General features: G+C 74.5%; 11 protein-coding genes. 3 read left to right on the top strand and 8 right to left on the bottom strand.

Going from position 1 to position 16,877, the window contains the following annotated elements; all coding sequences use genetic code 11:
* The first annotated feature begins 148 nt into the window (after positions 1 to 148).
* On the top strand, positions 149 to 607 hold the full coding sequence (locus ACGGZK_RS08925) for a GNAT family N-acetyltransferase (RefSeq protein ID WP_395245904.1): 459 nt from the start codon (positions 149 to 151) through the stop codon (positions 605 to 607).
* Between the two features lie 2 nt (positions 608 to 609).
* Complete coding sequence (locus tag ACGGZK_RS08920; RefSeq protein ID WP_395245903.1) at positions 610 to 921, top strand: MGMT family protein; 312 nt, start codon at positions 610 to 612, stop codon at positions 919 to 921.
* 64 nt (positions 922 to 985) lie between these two features.
* On the opposite strand, the gene ACGGZK_RS08915 is transcribed toward ACGGZK_RS08920, so the two are convergent.
* On the bottom strand, positions 986 to 2,785 hold the full coding sequence (locus ACGGZK_RS08915) for a sensor histidine kinase (RefSeq protein WP_395245902.1): 1,800 nt from the start codon (positions 2,783 to 2,785) through the stop codon (positions 986 to 988).
* Entirely contained in the window at positions 2,785 to 3,459 is a 675-nt protein-coding gene (locus ACGGZK_RS08910) for a LuxR C-terminal-related transcriptional regulator (protein WP_395245901.1), read from the bottom strand. The genes ACGGZK_RS08915 and ACGGZK_RS08910 overlap by 1 nt, the downstream gene beginning before the upstream one ends.
* A 508-nt stretch (positions 3,460 to 3,967) precedes the next feature.
* Between ACGGZK_RS08910 and ACGGZK_RS08905 the strand changes: the two genes are divergently transcribed.
* Complete coding sequence (locus tag ACGGZK_RS08905; RefSeq protein WP_395245900.1) at positions 3,968 to 7,540, top strand: DUF3376 domain-containing protein; 3,573 nt, start codon at positions 3,968 to 3,970, stop codon at positions 7,538 to 7,540.
* Positions 7,541 to 7,652: 112 nt separating this feature from the next.
* On the opposite strand, the gene ACGGZK_RS08900 is transcribed toward ACGGZK_RS08905, so the two are convergent.
* The 6 genes from ACGGZK_RS08900 to purN all read right to left on the bottom strand — a co-directional run bounded on the left by ACGGZK_RS08900 (position 7,653) and on the right by purN (position 16,669).
* A complete protein-coding gene (locus ACGGZK_RS08900) occupies positions 7,653 to 9,458 on the bottom strand; it encodes an ABC transporter ATP-binding protein (protein ID WP_395245899.1) in 1,806 nt (601 codons plus the stop codon).
* A complete protein-coding gene (locus ACGGZK_RS08895) occupies positions 9,455 to 11,260 on the bottom strand; it encodes an ABC transporter ATP-binding protein (protein WP_395246058.1) in 1,806 nt (601 codons plus the stop codon). Before ACGGZK_RS08895 ends, ACGGZK_RS08900 begins: the two co-directional genes overlap by 4 nt.
* A 511-nt stretch (positions 11,261 to 11,771) precedes the next feature.
* A complete protein-coding gene (gene ddaH / locus ACGGZK_RS08890) occupies positions 11,772 to 13,028 on the bottom strand; it encodes a dimethylargininase (protein ID WP_395245898.1) in 1,257 nt (418 codons plus the stop codon).
* A gap of 101 nt (positions 13,029 to 13,129) precedes the next feature.
* Positions 13,130 to 14,236: a Glu/Leu/Phe/Val dehydrogenase dimerization domain-containing protein gene (locus ACGGZK_RS08885; protein ID WP_395245897.1), complete on the bottom strand. Its 1,107-nt coding sequence runs from the start codon at positions 14,234 to 14,236 to the stop codon at positions 13,130 to 13,132.
* Positions 14,237 to 14,468: 232 nt separating this feature from the next.
* Positions 14,469 to 16,079, bottom strand: coding sequence for a bifunctional phosphoribosylaminoimidazolecarboxamide formyltransferase/IMP cyclohydrolase (gene purH, locus ACGGZK_RS08880; protein ID WP_395245896.1), 1,611 nt, complete (start codon positions 16,077 to 16,079; stop codon positions 14,469 to 14,471).
* Complete coding sequence (gene purN / locus ACGGZK_RS08875; RefSeq protein WP_395245895.1) at positions 16,076 to 16,669, bottom strand: phosphoribosylglycinamide formyltransferase; 594 nt, start codon at positions 16,667 to 16,669, stop codon at positions 16,076 to 16,078. Before purN ends, purH begins: the two co-directional genes overlap by 4 nt.
* Positions 16,670 to 16,877: the final 208 nt, after the last annotated feature.

Below are 16,877 nucleotides of genomic sequence, written 5' to 3'. Positions count from 1 at the left end.
CGGAGGCGCCTCGGGGATGTCGAGGCTGCCTCGCAGGCGGCCGGGCACGCCGCCCACCAGCTTAGCGCGTCTCGAGGGGATATCTCGACATCAAGATATCCACCGATGCGCGCTACCTCGACGGCCGGTCCTCGATTACCCTTGGGCCATGACTGCGCTGCGACTCGAGGAACTGGACGCGACCAACATCGTCGCGGCGAACACGCTCTCGCTCAAGCCGGGACAGGAACAGTTCATCGCGCCGGTCACGTACTCGGCCGAGGCATCCGTCGTGAACCCCGCGACCGCGTGGCAGCGCGTCGCCACCCAGGAGGGCCGCGTCGTCGGCTTCATCCACGGCAACTTCGACCCCGAGAACGAGCACGACTTCTTCCGCGCCTGCATCTGGCGCATCAACGTCGACGCCGAGGCGCAGGGCCAGGGCGTCGGCCGATTCCTCGCCGAGGCGCTCGCCCAGGAGGCGAAGTCGCGCGGCGTCGACCGCATCACCGTGCTGTGGGAGCCGGGCGACGAGGGCCCCGGCGAGTTCTTCCACCGCATCGGCTTCCGCGACACCGGCGAGACCGCCTACGGCGACGTCGTCGGCGCGCTGGAGCTCCAGCCGTAGCGGTGGCGCGCGAAGCCGGCTTCGTCGACGCCGTGCTCGCCGTCGTCGCCGACATCCCGCCCGGGCAGGTCGCCACGTACGGCGACGTCGCCGCCCTCCTCGGCTCGCGCGGCGCACGCGCCGTCGGGCAGGTCATGGCCAGGTACGGGTCGGATGTCCCGTGGTGGCGCGTCGTCCGCGCCGGCGGACGACCGCCCGCCGGGCACGCCGACCGGGCGCTCGCGCACTACGAGTCGGAGGGCACGCCCACGCGTCCGGCCGACGACGAGGACGGCTACCGCATCGTGCTCGCGGCCTGCCGCTGGCGCGGCTGACCGTCGCCGCCAGCGCGGCCGCCCGACTGACCGTCGCGACCCCGCGCCGCCGCGCGGCACCCGCTCAGGTGGGCGTCTCGACGAGCGACCCGTGCAGCGGGATGCGCACCGTCACGGTCGTGCCCCGGCCCGACGGGCTCTCGAGCTCGAGCGTGCCGCCCACCGCGTCGATGCGGTCGGTGATGCCGAGCATGCCCGTGCCGGCGTCGAGGGATGCCCCGCCCCGGCCGTTGTCGCGCACCACGAGCACGAGGTCGTCGTCGACCACGTGCGCCCGCACCCACGCCCGCGTCGCCTGCGAGTGCTTCGCCACGTTCGCCAGGAACTCGGCGATCGCGAAGTAGGCGGTCGACTCGATGATCTCGGGCAGCCGGCCCTCGGCCTGCACGTCGACCTCGGTCGGCACCGGGCAGCGCCCGGCGAGCTCGGGCACCGCGAGCACGAGCCCGCCCGACGAGAGCAGGCTCGGGTGGATGCCGTGCGCGAGCTCGCGCAGCTCGCGCAGGCCCTGGTTCAGGATCGCGATCGACTGCTCGAGGTCGGTCGAGAGCTCCGCGTCGTCGAGCGCGGACGCCCGGTTCGCGGCCAGTCGCAGTCGCATGCCGAGCGACACGAGCTGCTGCTGCGCGCCGTCGTGCAGGTCGCGCTCGATACGGCGCCGGGCGTCGACGCCGGCCTCGACGATGCGCTGGCGCGACTCGCGCACCTGCTGCAGGGTCCGCTCGACCTCCGAGCGGAGCCGGCCGTTGTCGACCGAGAGGCGCAGGGCGCTCGAGACCCCGTCGAGCAGGCGGGCGTTCTCGGTGAGCACCCGGTCGTGCCGGATCAGCGCGATCGGCACGCCCTGCGGCGACGAGACCGGCAGGATGCTCTGCGTGCCGCGGGGGTCGGCCTCGGCGGCGTCGATCGGCGCGCCGTCGGCGTCGAAGTAGCCGGCGTGCTCCTCGTCCCACCAGTAGACGTGCACCGAGGCGTCGCGCAGCGTGCGGGCGAGCGACTCCGCCCAGAGTCCGCGATCGGCGCCCTCGCGCGTGATGCGCATGAGGTCGGCGACCCTCCCCCGCATGTTCCGGGCGTGCGCGATGCCGGCGTCGAAGCTCATCGGGATCGAGGCGATGGCCAGCAGCGAGATGGTGCGGAGCACGAGGTCGGTCGTCGTCGACATCGCGTAGCTGACCGCCTGCGCGGCGATGGTCACCGCCCACACCAGGATGGCGAGCGGCATGAGGAACGCGACGGCCCGCGCCGGCACGCTGCCGCGCACCCAGCGCACGAGCAGCCGGATGGCGACCGCCAGCGCGAGCCCGACGCCGATGATGCGGTACAGGTTGTCGACGATGCCGTAGACCACCGGCAGGTCGGCGACCTGGTACACGTTCGGCGCGCACGCGCACGGCACCGCGTCGGGGCCGGCGAGCAGGATCGTCGCGAGCAGGTTCACGAACGTGCCGACGACCGCGATGCCCGCGACCCAGCGGTCGAACCGGTCGTCGAGCCATCCGCGCGGGTACACCAGCACGATGAGCCCGGCCAGCACCGCCCAGCCGAGCTCGACGCCGCGCAGCAGCGGCCACAGCCAGCCGGCGTCCTCGATCACGCGGTAGAACGACTGCGGGATCCACATCACGACGAACGCGATCATGAGCCTGGACGGCAGCGCCGTCGGGCCGATGCGCCACGAGATGGCGGCGCAGGCGGCGAACACGAGCGGCACGATGGCGTGCAGCGTGGTGTACGAGACCTCCTCGCGGTCCGCGGTCGGCGTGGCGAGGAAGCCGGAGACCTCCATGAAGAGGCTGAACGACACGACCGCGACGATGATCGCGGTGCGCCGGAGGACCCGGCCGTTGCGGCCGGGCGACATCAGCGTTCGCCGAGGAGCGTCAGCACCGCGAGCACGCGTCGATGGTGTTCGGGCGACTCCTCGAGGTCGAGCTTCTGGAGGATGCTGCGGACGTGCGTCTCGACGGTCTTGAGCCCCAGGAACAGCGTCTGCGCGATGCCGCCGTTCGAGTAGCCCTGGGCCATCAGCTCGAGCACGCTGCGCTCGCGCTCGGTGAGGCGGGCGAGCGGGTCGTCGGCGCGGGTGCGCTGCACGAGCTGCTCGACGACCTCGGGGTCGACCACGGAGCCGCCGGAGGCGACCGTCTCGATCGCGCGCACGAGGGTCTGCGGCTCGGAGACGCGCTCCTTCAGCAGGTAGCCGGTGCCGCTGCCGGCGCCCATGACGCGCAGCGCGTACTCGGGCGTGGCGTACATCGACAGCAGCAGCACGCCGACGTCGGAGCCGTCGGTGCGGAGGGTCTCGAGCGCGACGATGCCCTCGTCGCGGTAGGCGGGCGGCATGCGGATGTCGAGCACCGCGGCGTCGATCCCGCCGCCGCGCACGACGTCGACGAGCTCCAGGCCGGTGCCGACCGAGGCGACGACGTCGATCCCGCCGCTCTCGAGGACCTTCTGGATCCCCTCGCGGAGGAGGAGGGCGTCGTCGGCGATCGCCACGCGCAGCGGCGCGGTCGCACTCTCGGTCTCGGGCATCGGACCTCCGTCCTTGCGGGTACGTGAACTGAGCTGCTGCCACCACCGCCTGATCGCGAGGATATCGCGACTGCACGACGGGCGGACAGACCTGGGCCCCCCTCGTTCTGGGGGCAGCACGGATCGGCGCGGGAACCGTGCTCCCGTCGCCGGTGGTCCATCCTGCCGGGGCGGCCGGCCCCACGCCTCAGTGCTGGCCCGGGCGCCTCGCGATCCGGTCGGCGCGTGGTCAGGGCGCGCACGGGTGCGGCCGGGGCATCCGCCGTGCCACACTCGGATCGACCGGGCCCGCGCCTCCGCTTCGCGGGCCGGCGCCACGTGCGATCCCGAAGGAGCCGGGCATGCCCGCTGACGACCGCCCCCGCCGCGACCCGCGACGCGTCGTCGTCGTCCCCCTCCCCCGTCGCGCACGATCGAGGCCGAGCTCGCCTCGCTGTCGGCCGAGGGCCGCGACCCGCACCCGTCGGCGACCCGCACCCTGCGCATCGCGCTCGCGATGCGGGGCGGCGTGAGCCTCGCCGTGTGGATCGGCGGCGTGATCGCCGAGGTCGACCTGCTCCGGCGCATCCGCCTCGTCGACGTCGGCGACGTCACCGTGGCGCTCCTGCCGTACTCCGGCACCACCCCGCCGTCGGATCCGGTCGTCGCCCGCGTCGAGGGGTACGCGCGACTGCTCGACGCCGCCGGCTACGACCGCGTCGAGGTCGACCTGCTCGCCGGCGCGAGCGCGGGCGGCCTGAACGGCGTCGTCTACGCCGTCGCCCAGCGGGCCGGGATGTCGGTCGACGGGCTGCTGCGCACCTGGAGCACGGTCGGCGGGTTCTGGGGCCTGCTCAACGAGCCCGGCGCCCCCGACCTGCGGGCCCTCATGCGCGGCGAGGGGTACTTCCGCAGCCGCGTGCGCACCGCACTGTCCGACCTGCACCTCGCCCGCGACGCGCACCCAGACCTCGTCGCCGACCACGTCTCGGTCGACCTGTCGACGACCGTGATCGACGGGCAGGACGAGGCCGAACGGGATGCCTCGGAGGGGCGCGGGCACTTCCGCTTCGTCGGCAACGACACGCACCACCTCGACAACCTCGTCCCGAGCCGCCACGCGCTCGACTACCCCGGCAAGCTCGCCGACGACCGCGAGCAGCTCTGGCAGCTCGCCCTCGCGGCCCGGTCGACCTCGTCGCTCGCGGGCGGGTTCGAGCCCGCCGAGATCCGCTCCACGGAATGGCCGGGCCGGGCCGACGCCGGCGCCGACGGCGACCCGGCGGCGGGGCATCCCGCACCGGCCGAAGCCGCCAGCGTCGCCGGCCGGGCCGACCTGCGGTTCGCGTTCGCCGCGCACCGCGCGGCCGGCAGCGGGCGCGACCACCCGTACCGCGTGATCGACGGCGCCGTGTTCGACAACGTGCCGATCGACCGCGCGCTGCGGGCCGCGAAGCTGCGCCCGTCGGAGCGGCGCGCCGACCGTGCGCTGCTGTTCCTCGACCCCGAGCCCGACCCGCCGCTCGGCGGGGAGGCCCCCTGGGACCCGGATGCCTCGCGCTTCGCGCACGCGGTGGGCGAGATGTTCCGCCGGGGCATGCGCACCGAGTCCGTCGCCGTCGAGGCCGCGGAGCTCGGCCGGTTCAACGGGCAGCGCTTCACCGAGTCGGCCCGCGCGCACAGCGCCGCGGCGATCGCGGCGGCGGCCGCGACCACGCCGGAGGCCCTCGACGCGCGGCGCCGGGCGTACGTGCGGGCGCAGGCCGGCGTCGTGGCGGAGCAGCTCGCCGACGCGCTCGCGGCCCCGTCGCTCTGGCAGCTGCAGAGCGCCAGCCGGCGTCGCCGCCGCTACGCGCCGGTCGACCGGATCGCCCTCGGCCGGCTCGTGGAGCGCGCCGCCCGCCGCTTCGGCGAGCGCGCCGTGGCCGACGTGCCCTCGGCGGAGCTCGCCGACCTCCGGTCGCCGATCGCCCTCGGCGACGCGGCGAACTGCCTGCTCGGCTGGTGCCGCGCCCTCGAGGCGGTGCCGGATGCCCCGGGCTCGCGTCGCGGCCTCGACCTGACGGGTGTGCGCGAGGCGGCGTACGCGGCCCTGGTCGACGCCGGCGGCAGCCGGGACGCACTCGTGGAACTGGTCCTGCTCGACCGGCTGCGCACGCTCGGTCCGCGGGAGGATCCCGATGCCGACCGGCTCGACGCCTGGCTCGAGACGTGGCTCGCGAACTCCGACCTGATCGACACGTCGGCGCACTGGCGCGCGCTCGACGCCGCGGTCGCCGCGCTGCGATCGGCGACGGATGCGGCGGAGGGCCGCCTCCGGGCCGACGAGGCGCTGCCCGCCGAGTGGACGACGTCGCCGTGGCGGAAGGCCGGCCCCGCGGCGGGCACCGCCGCGGTTGACCTGCCGCCGCTGCTCAACGGCGGAGGCATCCCGCCGGCCCTGTCGCACGTGACGTACTGGGCCATCGGCGTCGACGAGGAGCCCGCGAACCCGCACGCCTACGAGGCACTGCTCGACGACCGGTTCCACACCCGGCTGCAGGGGGTGCTGCGCACGCCGCGACTGCCAGTCGCGGACGCCGCCGCCCTGCTCGAGGCGCCCGAGCGCGTGCCGATGGACCGGGAGACGAAGCTCGCCGGCTACGGCTTCGGCAACTTCTTCGGCTTCCTCGCGGCCGAGTGGCGGGTCAACGACTGGTGGTGGGGCCGGCTCGACGGCGCCGCCGGGCTGACCCGGTTCCTCGCCCGCGACCTGACCGACGAGGCCGTCGCCGACGCGGTGCGCGCCGCGCAGGACGCGGTGCTCGCGCAGGGGGCGGAGCTCGCGGCGTCGCAGGATGCCCGCGAGCGGGCCCAGGCGCCGTTCGGCGACCCGCCGGGCGGGGAGGCCTCGCGCGTCGACCCCGAGGCGAACGCCGGTGCGGAGGACGTGGCGACGACCGAGCCCGCCACCGGATGGCCCGGCGAGACCCCGTCGCCAGCCGACCCGCTGCGCGGGCGCATGCAGGGCGGCACCGACACGCTGTGGAACCTCGATCCCGAGTACCGGTTCGCGCTCGCCTCCCGCGCGCTGCGGCTCCTCGACCGCGTCGCCCGGCCCGCCAACCGGGTCGTGTCGACCGTGCTCGAGGTGGTGCTCGCCGTGCTGCGGCCCCTGCTGGTCGTGCTGCCGGCCGTCGCCGACCCGCCCAGGCTCGCGCTCATCGCCGGCGTGATCGGCGGCACGCTGTGGCTGCTGACCTGGACCGGGTTCGCCCCGTCCATGGGTGCCGCGATCGTCGCGACCGCCGTCGTGCTGCTCTTCGCGGCCGGCCTGGCCGTGGGCACGCTCCGCTCGCGCCGACGCTGGGAGGCGGTCGCCGCCGCGATCGGGGACGCGCGCCTCGCCGGCCGGGTGCGGGCCGCGGCGCGCGCCGCCGTCCGGCCGACCACGCGGTACGTCGTCGTCGCCGTCGCGACGTTCGTGCCGCTCTGGATCGCCGTGGCCCGCAGCAACCTCGTCATGGTCGCCGCATGCGGGCTCGCGAGCCTCGTGATGACGGCGGTCGCCGTGCGCGCGGCGAGCGCCGCCCGGCCGTCGACCGTGAAGGCCCGGGTACGGCGGACCCGGCTCATGCTGGCGGCGTTCGTGCTCCTCGGCGGCGTGCTGCCGCTCGTGCAGTGGGTCCTCGCACCGACGGCGGACGGCGCCGGCTGGCCGGCTGAGCTCCTCGCGCCGCCGCTCGCCTGGGACCTGCCCGTGCTCGCGGTCGCGTCGGTCGCGGTGTCGATCGCGCTCACCTGGGAGTGGCTGCCGCTCCGCTGGCAGCCGAAGCCGCTGCCGACCCGCGGCCCGGCCCGCTTCGGTCGGGCGACCACCCTCCGGTCCCGCGGCGTCGACTGGCTGACGGTCGCGACCCTCGCCGCTGCGGTGCCGCTCGCGCTCGCGACCGTCGTGGTGCTGCTCATGGCGCACGTGCCCGACCTGCACGCCGTCGGCACCGGCATCGCCGTGTTCGTCGTGGCCTGGGGCAACGCGGTCTGGTGGCTGCCGGAGTTCCGGCGCCGCGAGCTGCCGCGCATCGAGCGGGTCGACCGGCGGCCGCCGCAGCCGGTGCGGTGACCGCAGCCGCGTGGCGGGCACGGGCACCGCGGCGACCGCGAAGCCCCGAAGCCGCGAAGCCGCGAAGGCCGCGCAGGACCATCCGGTCCCACGCGGCCCGCGCGGCTCCCGCTCAGACCAGCGAGTCCCGCCAGGCCGAGTGCAACGCCGCGAACCGGCCGCCGCCCCCGATGAGCTCGGCGGGCGAGCCGTCCTCGACGATGCGCCCGTGCTCCATCACGAGCACCCGGTCGGCGATCGCGACCGTCGACAGGCGGTGCGCGATGATCACCGCCGTGCGGTCGGCGAGCAGCATCGTCAAGCCCTCCTGCACGAGCCGCTCGCTCGGGATGTCGAGCGACGAGGTCGCCTCGTCGAGGATCAGCACCGCCGGGTCGGCGAGGAACGCGCGCGCGAACGAGATGAGCTGCCGCTGCCCGGCGCTCACCCGGCCGCCCCGCTTGTTCACGTCGGTGTCGTACCCGTTCGGGAGCGACTCGATGAACTCGTGCGCGCCCACGGCCTTCGCCGCCCGCACGATGTCCTCGAACGGGGCATCCGGCCGGCCGAGCCCGATGTTGTCGGCCACCGACCCGCTGAACAGGTACGCCTCCTGCGTGACCATCACGATCGCGCGGCGCAGGTCCTTCGGGTGCAGCCGCGCGAGGTCGACGCCGTCGAGCACGACCCGGCCGTCGGTCGGGTCGTAGAAGCGCGCGATGAGCTTCGCGAGCGTCGACTTGCCGGCGCCGGTCGAGCCGACGAGCGCGATCGTCTGCCCGGCGGGGATGTCGAGGTCGAACCGCGGCAGGATGACCCGCTCCGGCGTGTACGCGAACTCGACGCCCTCGAACCGCAGGCCCCCCTCGGCCGTCCACAGGTCGACCGGGTCGGCCGGGTCGGGCACGCTCGGCTCCTCCTCGAGCACGCCCGAGATCTTCTCGAGGGCGCTCGTGGCGGACTGGTACGAGTTGTAGAACATCGCCATGTCCTCCATCGGGTCGAAGAAGCGCTTCGTGTAGAGGAGGGCCGCCAGCAGCACGCCCACCTCCAGCGCCCCGTCGACCACGCGGAACCCGCCGATCAGCAGCACGACCGCCACGGCCGCGTTGCCCACCATCGCGAGGCTCGGGTTGAAGATCGCCAGCAGCGCCAGCACCCGGGCGTTCACGTCGCGGTAGTCCTCGACGAGCTCGCCGAACTCGCGCTCGTTGCGACGCTCCTTGCGGAACGCCTGCACGGCGCGGATGCCCGTCATGGTCTCGACGAACTGCACGATGAGCTTCGCGCTGGCCACCCGCGAACGGCGGAACAGCGCCTGCGAGCGCACCTGGAACCACCGCGTGAGCAGTGCCAGCGGCACCACCGCGGCGAGCAGCACGAGGCCCGACACCCAGTCGAGCCAGACCAGCGCGATCGCGGTGAACGCCATGTACAGCACGCCGCGGATGAGCTGGTTCACGCCGCCGTCGAGGAGCTCGCGGATCGCGTCGAGGTCGCTCGTCTGGCGCGAGATGATGCGGCCCGACGTGTACGACTCGTGGAACTCGAGCGACAGCTTCTGCGTGTGCAGGAACACCCGGGTGCGCAGGTCGATGAGCACGGCCTGGCTGATCCTCGCCGACAGCCGGATGTACGCGGCGATGAGGAACGCCCCGGCGAGCGCGGTCACGAGGTACGCGACGCCCGTGAGCGCGATCGGGACCCAGTCCTGCGCGATGAGCGCGGGCAGGGCCTGGTCGATGCCGTACGCGATGATCGCCGGCCCCGCGACCTGCGCCGCGGTCGACACGACCACGACGGCCAGCGTGAGCCACAGCGTGCCGCGCACCGGGTGCAGCAGGCTGCCGAGCAGGCGCAGGCTCCGCGCGCGGATCTGCCGCGACTCGGCCTTGGTGTACTCGGTGCGTTCCTCTCCCTGGACGCCGACGACGCTCATCGGGTCACCTCCTCGGGGGTCGGGGCTTCGAACAGGTCGGATGCGTCCTGCGCACGCCGCTCCTCGTCCTCGAGGCTCGAGATGACGAAGCGGTAGTGGTCGGACTCCCGGAGCAGCTCGGAGTGCGTGCCGACCGCGGTGATGCGGCCGTCCTCGAGCAGCGCCACCCGGTCGGCGAGCATGACCGTCGACGGGCGGTGCGCGACGATGAGCGCCGTGGTGTCGGCCAGCACCGCTCGCAGCTCCTCCTCGACGCGCGCCTCGGTGGCGACGTCGAGGGCCGAGAGCGGGTCGTCGAGCACGAGCACCGAGGGCCTCGCCGCCACGGCGCGCGCGAGCGCGAGCCGCTGCCGCTGGCCGCCCGACAGGCTCATGCCCTCCTCGCCGACCTTCGTGTCGACGCCGTCGGGCAGGTCGTACGCGAAGCCGGCCTGCGCGATCCGCAGCGCCTCGTCGAGCACCCGCTCGGCCTCGGCGCGGACGGCCGGGCCGTCGCCGTCGGCCGCCTCGATCGCCTCCCGGCCGAGCTCCGGCCGGCCGAGCAGCACGTTGTCGCGCACGGACGCCGAGAACAGCGTCGCGTCCTCGAACGCCATCGCGATGTGGGTGCGGAGCTCCTCGCGCGACAGCGCGCGGACATCCACCCCGTCGATCGTGACCGAACCGCCGGTGACGTCGTAGAGGCGCGTGGTGAGCGCCGTCATCGTCGTCTTGCCGCTGCCGGTCAGGCCGACCAGGGCCATGGTCTCCCCCGGTTCGAGCACGAGGTCGACGCCGTCGAGCAGGTCGCCGAACCGGTCGGGCGCATCCTGGTAGCGGAACCGCACGTCGTTGAACGCGAGCTCGCCGCGGGGGCGCTCGACCTTGCGCACGGCGGCCGGGTCGGTGACGTCGTTCTCGGTGTCCATGATGTCGAAGAACCGGTCGGTCGCCGTGCGCGCGTCGAGCGCGAACGCGAGCATGAAGCCGATCGACTCGATCGGCCACGCGAGCACCGCCGCGGTCGAGAAGAACGCGACGAGCTGGCCGACGCTGAGCATGCCGTTCGCGGCGAGCCACACGCCGAGCACGAGGCAGATCGACAGGGACACCGCCGGAACCACGAGGATCCACGCCCAGATGTTCGCGTCGAGCCGCGCCTTCTCCATCTCGGTCGAGCGCAGCGTCTCGGCCTGCGCGCGGAACGTCGTCAGCGCGTGCTTGCCGCGGCCGAACGCCTTGAGCACGCGGATGCCGTGCACCGACTCCTCGACCGCGGTGGCGAGGTCGCCCGCCTGGTCCTGGCTGCGGCGCGACACCTCCGAGTAGCGGCCCTCGAACCGGTACCCGACGATCCACAGCGGGATCGCGCCGAGCAGGTAGATGATGCCGAGCATCCAGCTCATCGACACCAGCACGCCGGTGCCGATGACGATGACGACGAGGTTCACGACGAGCAGCACGAAGCCGAACGCGAGCCACCGGCGGATGAGGCCGAGGTCGCTGACGGCGCGCGACAGCAGCTGGCCGCTGGGCCAGCGGTCGTGGAAGCTCACCGGCAGGTCCTGCAGCTTCGCGTACAACGCGTTGCGCATGCGCGCCTCGACCTGGGTCGTCGGGCCGAGCACCAGCCAGCGGCGGAGCATGAACATGAGCGCCTCGGCGATGCCGAGGCCCAGGATCACGAGGGCGGCAGGCACGATCGCGGCGCGGTCGCCGTCGGTCAGCGGGCCGTCGACGATGCCGCGCAGCACCTGCGGGATGGTGAGCGCGATGAGCTGCGCCGCGAGCATCACGAACATGCTCACGACGATGCGGGTCATGGCGGGGCCGACGTACGTGCGCAGGCGCCACAGCGAGCGCACGGCGCCGGGGCGCTCGTCGCGGGTCGGCGCGGGGCCCGCGGTGCCGGGATCTGGTGGGTGGACGGGTTCGGGGATGGCGGTCACGCCGGTTCCTTCCGGATGGGTCGCCTCGGCGCGCGCGTCGGCGCGCGTCGGTCGAGACGGGTTCGAACGAGGATTCGGGATCGCGGTCGAGCAGGCCGCGTGCGATCGCCGCGGACGCGACGATGGACTCGAGAGGCGGGGCGCGGCGACGCGCCTCGGGAAACGGCGGGCGGGCGGCCTGCTAGCGCTTCCGGCCGGCGCGACGCGCGGACGGGTACGCGAAGCCGGGGGCCGCCACGGTGTGGGCGTCGAACTCGGCTGTCTGCATGGGGTCCTCCTCGCGTCGTCGGCTCCGGCGCGACGGATCACGTCGCAGCCAGCCCTTCAGACTATGGGTGCCGCCTCGCTCCGCGCAACCCGGAGCCCCGGTTCGGTCGGAGGGACCTCAGCGCACCCGCACCGACAGGCAGGTGACGCAGCCCTCGAGCTTCTCGAACTCGGAGATGTCGACCGTCACGACGCGGTAGCCGAAGCCGGCGAGCATCGCGGCCGTGTTCGGCGCCGACGCCGACATGAGCAGGGTCTCGTCGCTGAGCGCGACGACCGCGACGCCCTCGGGCTCGGGCACGGCGAGGAAGCGCGGGAACAGCCCCGGCTCGTCGACGAGGTCGGGGAAGCCGATCACCGTTCCATCGGGCAGCGCCGTGACCGAGCTCTTCAGGTGCAGCGCCTTCGTCAGCGGCACGGCGATCACGTTGTAGCCGCGCGGTGCGAGCAGGCCCCGCAGCTGCCGGATGCCCTCGGCGTTCGTGCGCCCCGAGGCGCCGACGTAGACGTCGGCGCCGATCTTCATGACGTCGCCGCCGTCGAGCGTGCCGGGCAGCTCGATGCGCCGCACCTCGAGGTTGGGGATCGAGCGGATGGCCCGCTCCACGCCGTCCACCTCGGCGCGCCGCGACTCGGCGCCCGGGCTGGTCAGCACGGCGAGGTCGCCGAACATGACGAGGGTGTCCTCGACGAACACGGAGTCGGCGAGCTCGGGCGCCGCGTCGACCTCGACGGTCTCCCAGCCCTCGGCGACGAGGGCGGCGCAGTAGTTGTCCCACTGCTCGTCGGCGCGGGCCTGGTCGACCGGCGTCCGGTCGCGGTGCGTGACGAGTCCCTCGGTGAGGTTCGACGCCGGGATGCGCACGAGCGCGATGCGGTGCGCGCCGCGGCGCGGCAGGTAGTCGAGCACGGCGCGCTCGACCCGGGGCGCCAGCACGGCCTCGGCGATCGTGACGGTGAGGATGAACACCAGGTTGAGGCTGACCAGCGACCCGAGCACGAACAGGAACATCTCCGGCGTGATCTGCCGGCCGCCGCTCAGCACCGTCGCCGTCGTCGCGACCAGCGCCGCCAGCACGCCCGAGGCGAAGCCGACGAGCAGCGCGAGGAACCAGCGGCGGGACGCGCCGACCGCGTTCGCGACGGCGAGCAGCGCCCACGCGAGCACGCCGGCGAGCACGAAGTGCCCCGACGCCTGGGCGAAGACCTCGGGCGACTGGCCGTTCGCGATGAACAGCGACAGCAGGCCCGTCGCCGCGGCGAGCACGGCGACCGCGCCCGACCCCGCCAGCACCGAGACCACCCGACGCGCCGGCGTCCGCTCGGGGCGCGGGCGGGCAGGGGTGGCGAGGGCGACGGGAGCGGGGGGCGTCATGGGGTCGAGCCTATCGGCGCCGACGCCCCCGCACGCCCGCGCAGCCCGCCGGCCGCGCCCCGCGCAGCCCGCCGGCCGCGCCTCCCGCCGCCCGTCGCGCGTCAGCCGCGGCCGGCCTCCAGGCGCGCGGCCGCGAGCCGCTCCGCGGCCTCGAGCGTCGTCGTGCCCGAGGCATCCGCGTCGCGCAGCACCGCCGCGACCGCGTCGCCGATGCCGGCCAGGCGTGCGGCGAGCTCGTCGGCGCCGACGCCCGGCGTCGAGCCCAGGTCGAGGTGGATCACGCCGCCCGCGTTCGCCACGAAGTCGGGCGCCCACGCGATGCCGCGCTCGCGCAACGCGTCGGCGACGTCGTGCGAGGCGAGCTGGTTGTTCGCCGCGCCCACCACGGCGCGCACCCGCAGGTCGCGCACCACGTCGTGCGTGAGCACGCCGCCCAGTCCGCACGGGCTGAACACGTCGGCCTCGACGAGGTGCACCTCGTCGGGCGACACCCAGTCGGCCCCGAGCTCGTCGGCGAGCGCCCGCTTCGACTCGGCGACGTCGGTCACCGTGAGGCGCGCGCCCTCCGAGGCGAGGCGTCGCGCGAGGCGCCCGCCCACCTGGCCGAGGCCGGAGATGACGACGTGGCGTCCGCGCACGTCGGGCGAGCCGGTGACGTGCGCGAGGGTCGCGACGAGCGCCGCGTGCACGCCCGCGGAGGTCGCGTCGGCCGGTTCGCCGACGCCGCCGCGCTCGGCGGGCAGGCCGCAGACGTGCGCGGTGCGCTCGGCGACGACGGCCATGAGCTCGGCGCTCGTGCCGACGTCCTCGGCGGTCATGTACGCGCCGCCGAGCGATTCGACGGCGTCGCCGAGGTCGAGCATCGCGGCGCGGGCCAGCGCGTCGTCGAGGTCGGTCCCCGGCGTGAGCGCGATGACGGCCTTGCCGCCGCCGCGGGCGAGGCCGGCGACCGCGTTCTTCGCGGTCATCGCCTCGGAGAGGCGCAGCGCGTCGGCGAGCGCGTCGGTCCAGTGCGCGTACCGCCAGAGGCGGGCGCCGCCGAGCGCCTGGCCGAGCACCGTCGAGTGCACGGCGACGACGATGGTCAGTCCGGAGCGGGCGCCGCGGACGACGAGCACCCGCTCGTGGTCGGGCGCGGCCTCCGGGAGGGGGATGGTGGCGACGGGCGGCGTGGCCGCGGTCGCCGGGGTGGGGTGCGTGATCGTCATCGATCGACTCCTCGGTGTTCGCCTCGTGGGCGGGCAGGTGGCGGCGCCTCGTGAGCGCCTCACCTCAAGGGTACGTCCGGATGCCTCGCTCGGGCATCCGCACCCGCACGCGGCCGCGACCGGCGGTTCACGCCGGACGGCCGTGGGCGACGCACCGGCCGATCGGGCCGGCCGGCACGTCGCCGGTCCGTGTCGGATCCGCGCCCGCGCCGGGCCGGATCCGCCTGCTGCGTCAGTGGAAGAAGTGACGCTCGCCGGTGAAGTACATTGTGACGCCGGCGGCCTTCGCGGCCTCGACGACCTCCTCGTCGCGCACCGAGCCGCCGGGCTGCACGATGGCCCTGATGCCGGCGTCGAGGAGGATCTGAGGGCCGTCGGCGAACGGGAAGAACGCGTCGGACGCCGCGACCGAGCCGCTCGCGCGGTCGCCCGCGCGCTCCACCGCGAGGCGGCACGAGTCGACGCGGTTCACCTGGCCCATGCCGACGCCCACGGATGCCCCGCCCGACGCCAGCAGGATCGCGTTCGACTTCACGGCGCGCACCGCGGTCCACGCGAACGCGAGGTCGGCGAGCGTCGCCTCGTCGGCCGGTTCGCCCGCCGCGAGGGTCCACGTCGACGGGTCGGCGAAGTGCTGGTCGGCCTGCTGCAGGAGCAGCCCGCCCGATACCTGGCGCAGCTCGACGGCGGCACGCGTGAAGCCCTCGGGCAGCTGCAGCAGCCGCAGGTTCTTCTTCTGGGTGAGGATCTCCAGCGCCGCCGGCTCGAAGCCCGGCGCGATGAGCACCTCGGTGAAGATGCCGGCGATGGTGGTGGCCATGGCCTCGGTGACGGTGCGGTTCGCGGCGATCACGCCGCCGTACGCCGACACCGGGTCGCAGTCGTGGGCACGGCGGTGCGCGTCGGCGATCGGGTCCTCCGCGTCGGGCGCGCCGACGGCGATGCCGCACGGGTTCGCGTGCTTGATGATCGCGACGGCCGGCTCGGTGAAGTCGTACGCCGCGCGCACGGCGGCGTCGCCGTCGACGTAGTTGTTGTACGACATCTCCTTGCCGTGCAGCTGGGTCGCCTGCGCGATGCCCGGCCGGCCGGCGACCGAGGCGTACAGGGCGCCCTTCTGGTGCGAGTTCTCGCCGTAGCGCAGGTCGGCGTCCTTCGTCCAGGTGCCGCCGACCCACGCCGGGAACGGCGACTGCTCGGCGGGCTGGTCGGGCGCGACGACGCTGCCGATCCAGGAGGCGACGGCGACGTCGTACGACGCGGTGTGGCGGAACGCCTCGCGCGCCAGCTCGCGGCGCTGGGCGAGCGTGGTGCCGCCCGCGGCGAGGGCGACGATCACGTCGCCGTAGCGGTCGGGCGAGACCACGACCGCGACGTTCGCGTGGTTCTTCGCCGAGGCGCGCACCATGGCCGGCCCGCCGATGTCGATCTGCTCGATGACCGCGTCGGGCGCCGCGCCCGCGGCGACGGTCTCGGCGAACGGGTAGAGGTTCACGACGACGAGCTCGTACGGGGCGATGCGGAGCTCGGCGAGCTGGCGCTCGTGGTCCTCGAGGCGGAGGTCGGCGAGCAGGCCCGAGTGGACGCCCGGGTGCAGGGTGCGGACGCGGCCGTCGAGGTGCTCGGGGTACCCCGTGACCTCGGAGACCTGCGTGACGGGCAGGCCGGCGTCGGCGATCGCGGTGCCGGTGCCGCCGGTCGAGACGATCTCGACGCCCGCCTCGACGAGGGCGGTGGCGAGCTCGACGAGCCCGCGCTTGTCGCTCACCGCGACGAGCGCCCGCTTCACGGGGACGAGGTCGCGCTCGCGGTAGAGGCTGGGGTCGTGCGTGGGGCCGCTCATGATCGGGCGAGTTCCTTCAGGTCGAGGTGCGAGTTGGCGATGTCGAGGACGGCCTGGATGAGCAGGCGGCGTTCCACGGGCTTGATGCGGTCGTGCAGGGTCGACTCGGTGTCGCCCGGCAGGATCGGCACGCGCTCCTGCGCGATGATCGGGCCGCCGTCGACGGAGTTGTCGACGACGATGAGGCTGGCACCGGTCTGGTCGGCGCCTGCGGCGAGGGCGTCGCGCACGCCGTGCGCGCCGGGGAACTCGGGCAGGTACGCCGGGTGCGTGTTGATGAGGTTCGGGCTGAACGCGTCGACCACGGCGGGCGGCACGAGCCGCATCAGGCCGGACAGCACGACGAGGTCGGCGCCCCAGCGGCGGGTCTCGGCGATGAGCGCCTCGCCCCAGGCGTCGCGCGTCTCGTAGGCGGTGAAGGGCACCGTGAACGTGGGGATGCCGAACTCCTCGCCGAGCACGAGGCCGTCGGCCTCGCGGTCGGCGCCGATCGCGACGACCCGCGCGGGGAACTCGGCGTCCTCGGATGCCTCGAGCAGGGCGCGGAGGTTGGAACCGCCGCCGGAGATCAGGACGACCAGCTTGAGCACCCTCAGAGCCTACCCGCTCGGATGCGCACGCCCCGGCCCGACCGCTGCGCAGTCGTCGCACGCGCCGACCGGACTCGCCCCTCCACAGGCGGAGGACGGCCGCACGCGAGGCGCTCCCGGACCGCTATCATCGCGTCACGACGCCCATGCTCGTCCGCTGCACCTCCACCGCACGTCCCCGCCTTCCCCCTGCGCAGTCCCCCGCGCG

This window comes from Agromyces sp. MMS24-K17 (genome assembly GCF_043950245.1).
Taxonomy (GTDB): domain Bacteria; phylum Actinomycetota; class Actinomycetes; order Actinomycetales; family Microbacteriaceae; genus Agromyces.
The sequence above is the reverse complement of the archived record's forward strand: the minus strand, read 5'-3'. Positions and strand labels throughout refer to the sequence as shown.

Coding starts and splice junctions, on each gene's coding strand:
- ACGGZK_RS08925 (WP_395245904.1), top strand. CDS start 149: ATGACTGCGCTGCGACTCGAGGAACTGGACGCGACCAACATCGTCGCG.
- ACGGZK_RS08915 (WP_395245902.1), bottom strand. CDS start 2,785: ATGTCGCCCGGCCGCAACGGCCGGGTCCTCCGGCGCACCGCGATCATC.
- ACGGZK_RS08910 (WP_395245901.1), bottom strand. CDS start 3,459: ATGCCCGAGACCGAGAGTGCGACCGCGCCGCTGCGCGTGGCGATCGCC.
- ACGGZK_RS08900 (WP_395245899.1), bottom strand. CDS start 9,458: ATGAGCGTCGTCGGCGTCCAGGGAGAGGAACGCACCGAGTACACCAAG.
- ACGGZK_RS08895 (WP_395246058.1), bottom strand. CDS start 11,260: ATGACCCGCATCGTCGTGAGCATGTTCGTGATGCTCGCGGCGCAGCTC.
- ddaH (WP_395245898.1), bottom strand. CDS start 13,028: ATGACGCCCCCCGCTCCCGTCGCCCTCGCCACCCCTGCCCGCCCGCGC.
- ACGGZK_RS08885 (WP_395245897.1), bottom strand. CDS start 14,236: ATGACGATCACGCACCCCACCCCGGCGACCGCGGCCACGCCGCCCGTC.
- purH (WP_395245896.1), bottom strand. CDS start 16,079: ATGAGCGGCCCCACGCACGACCCCAGCCTCTACCGCGAGCGCGACCTC.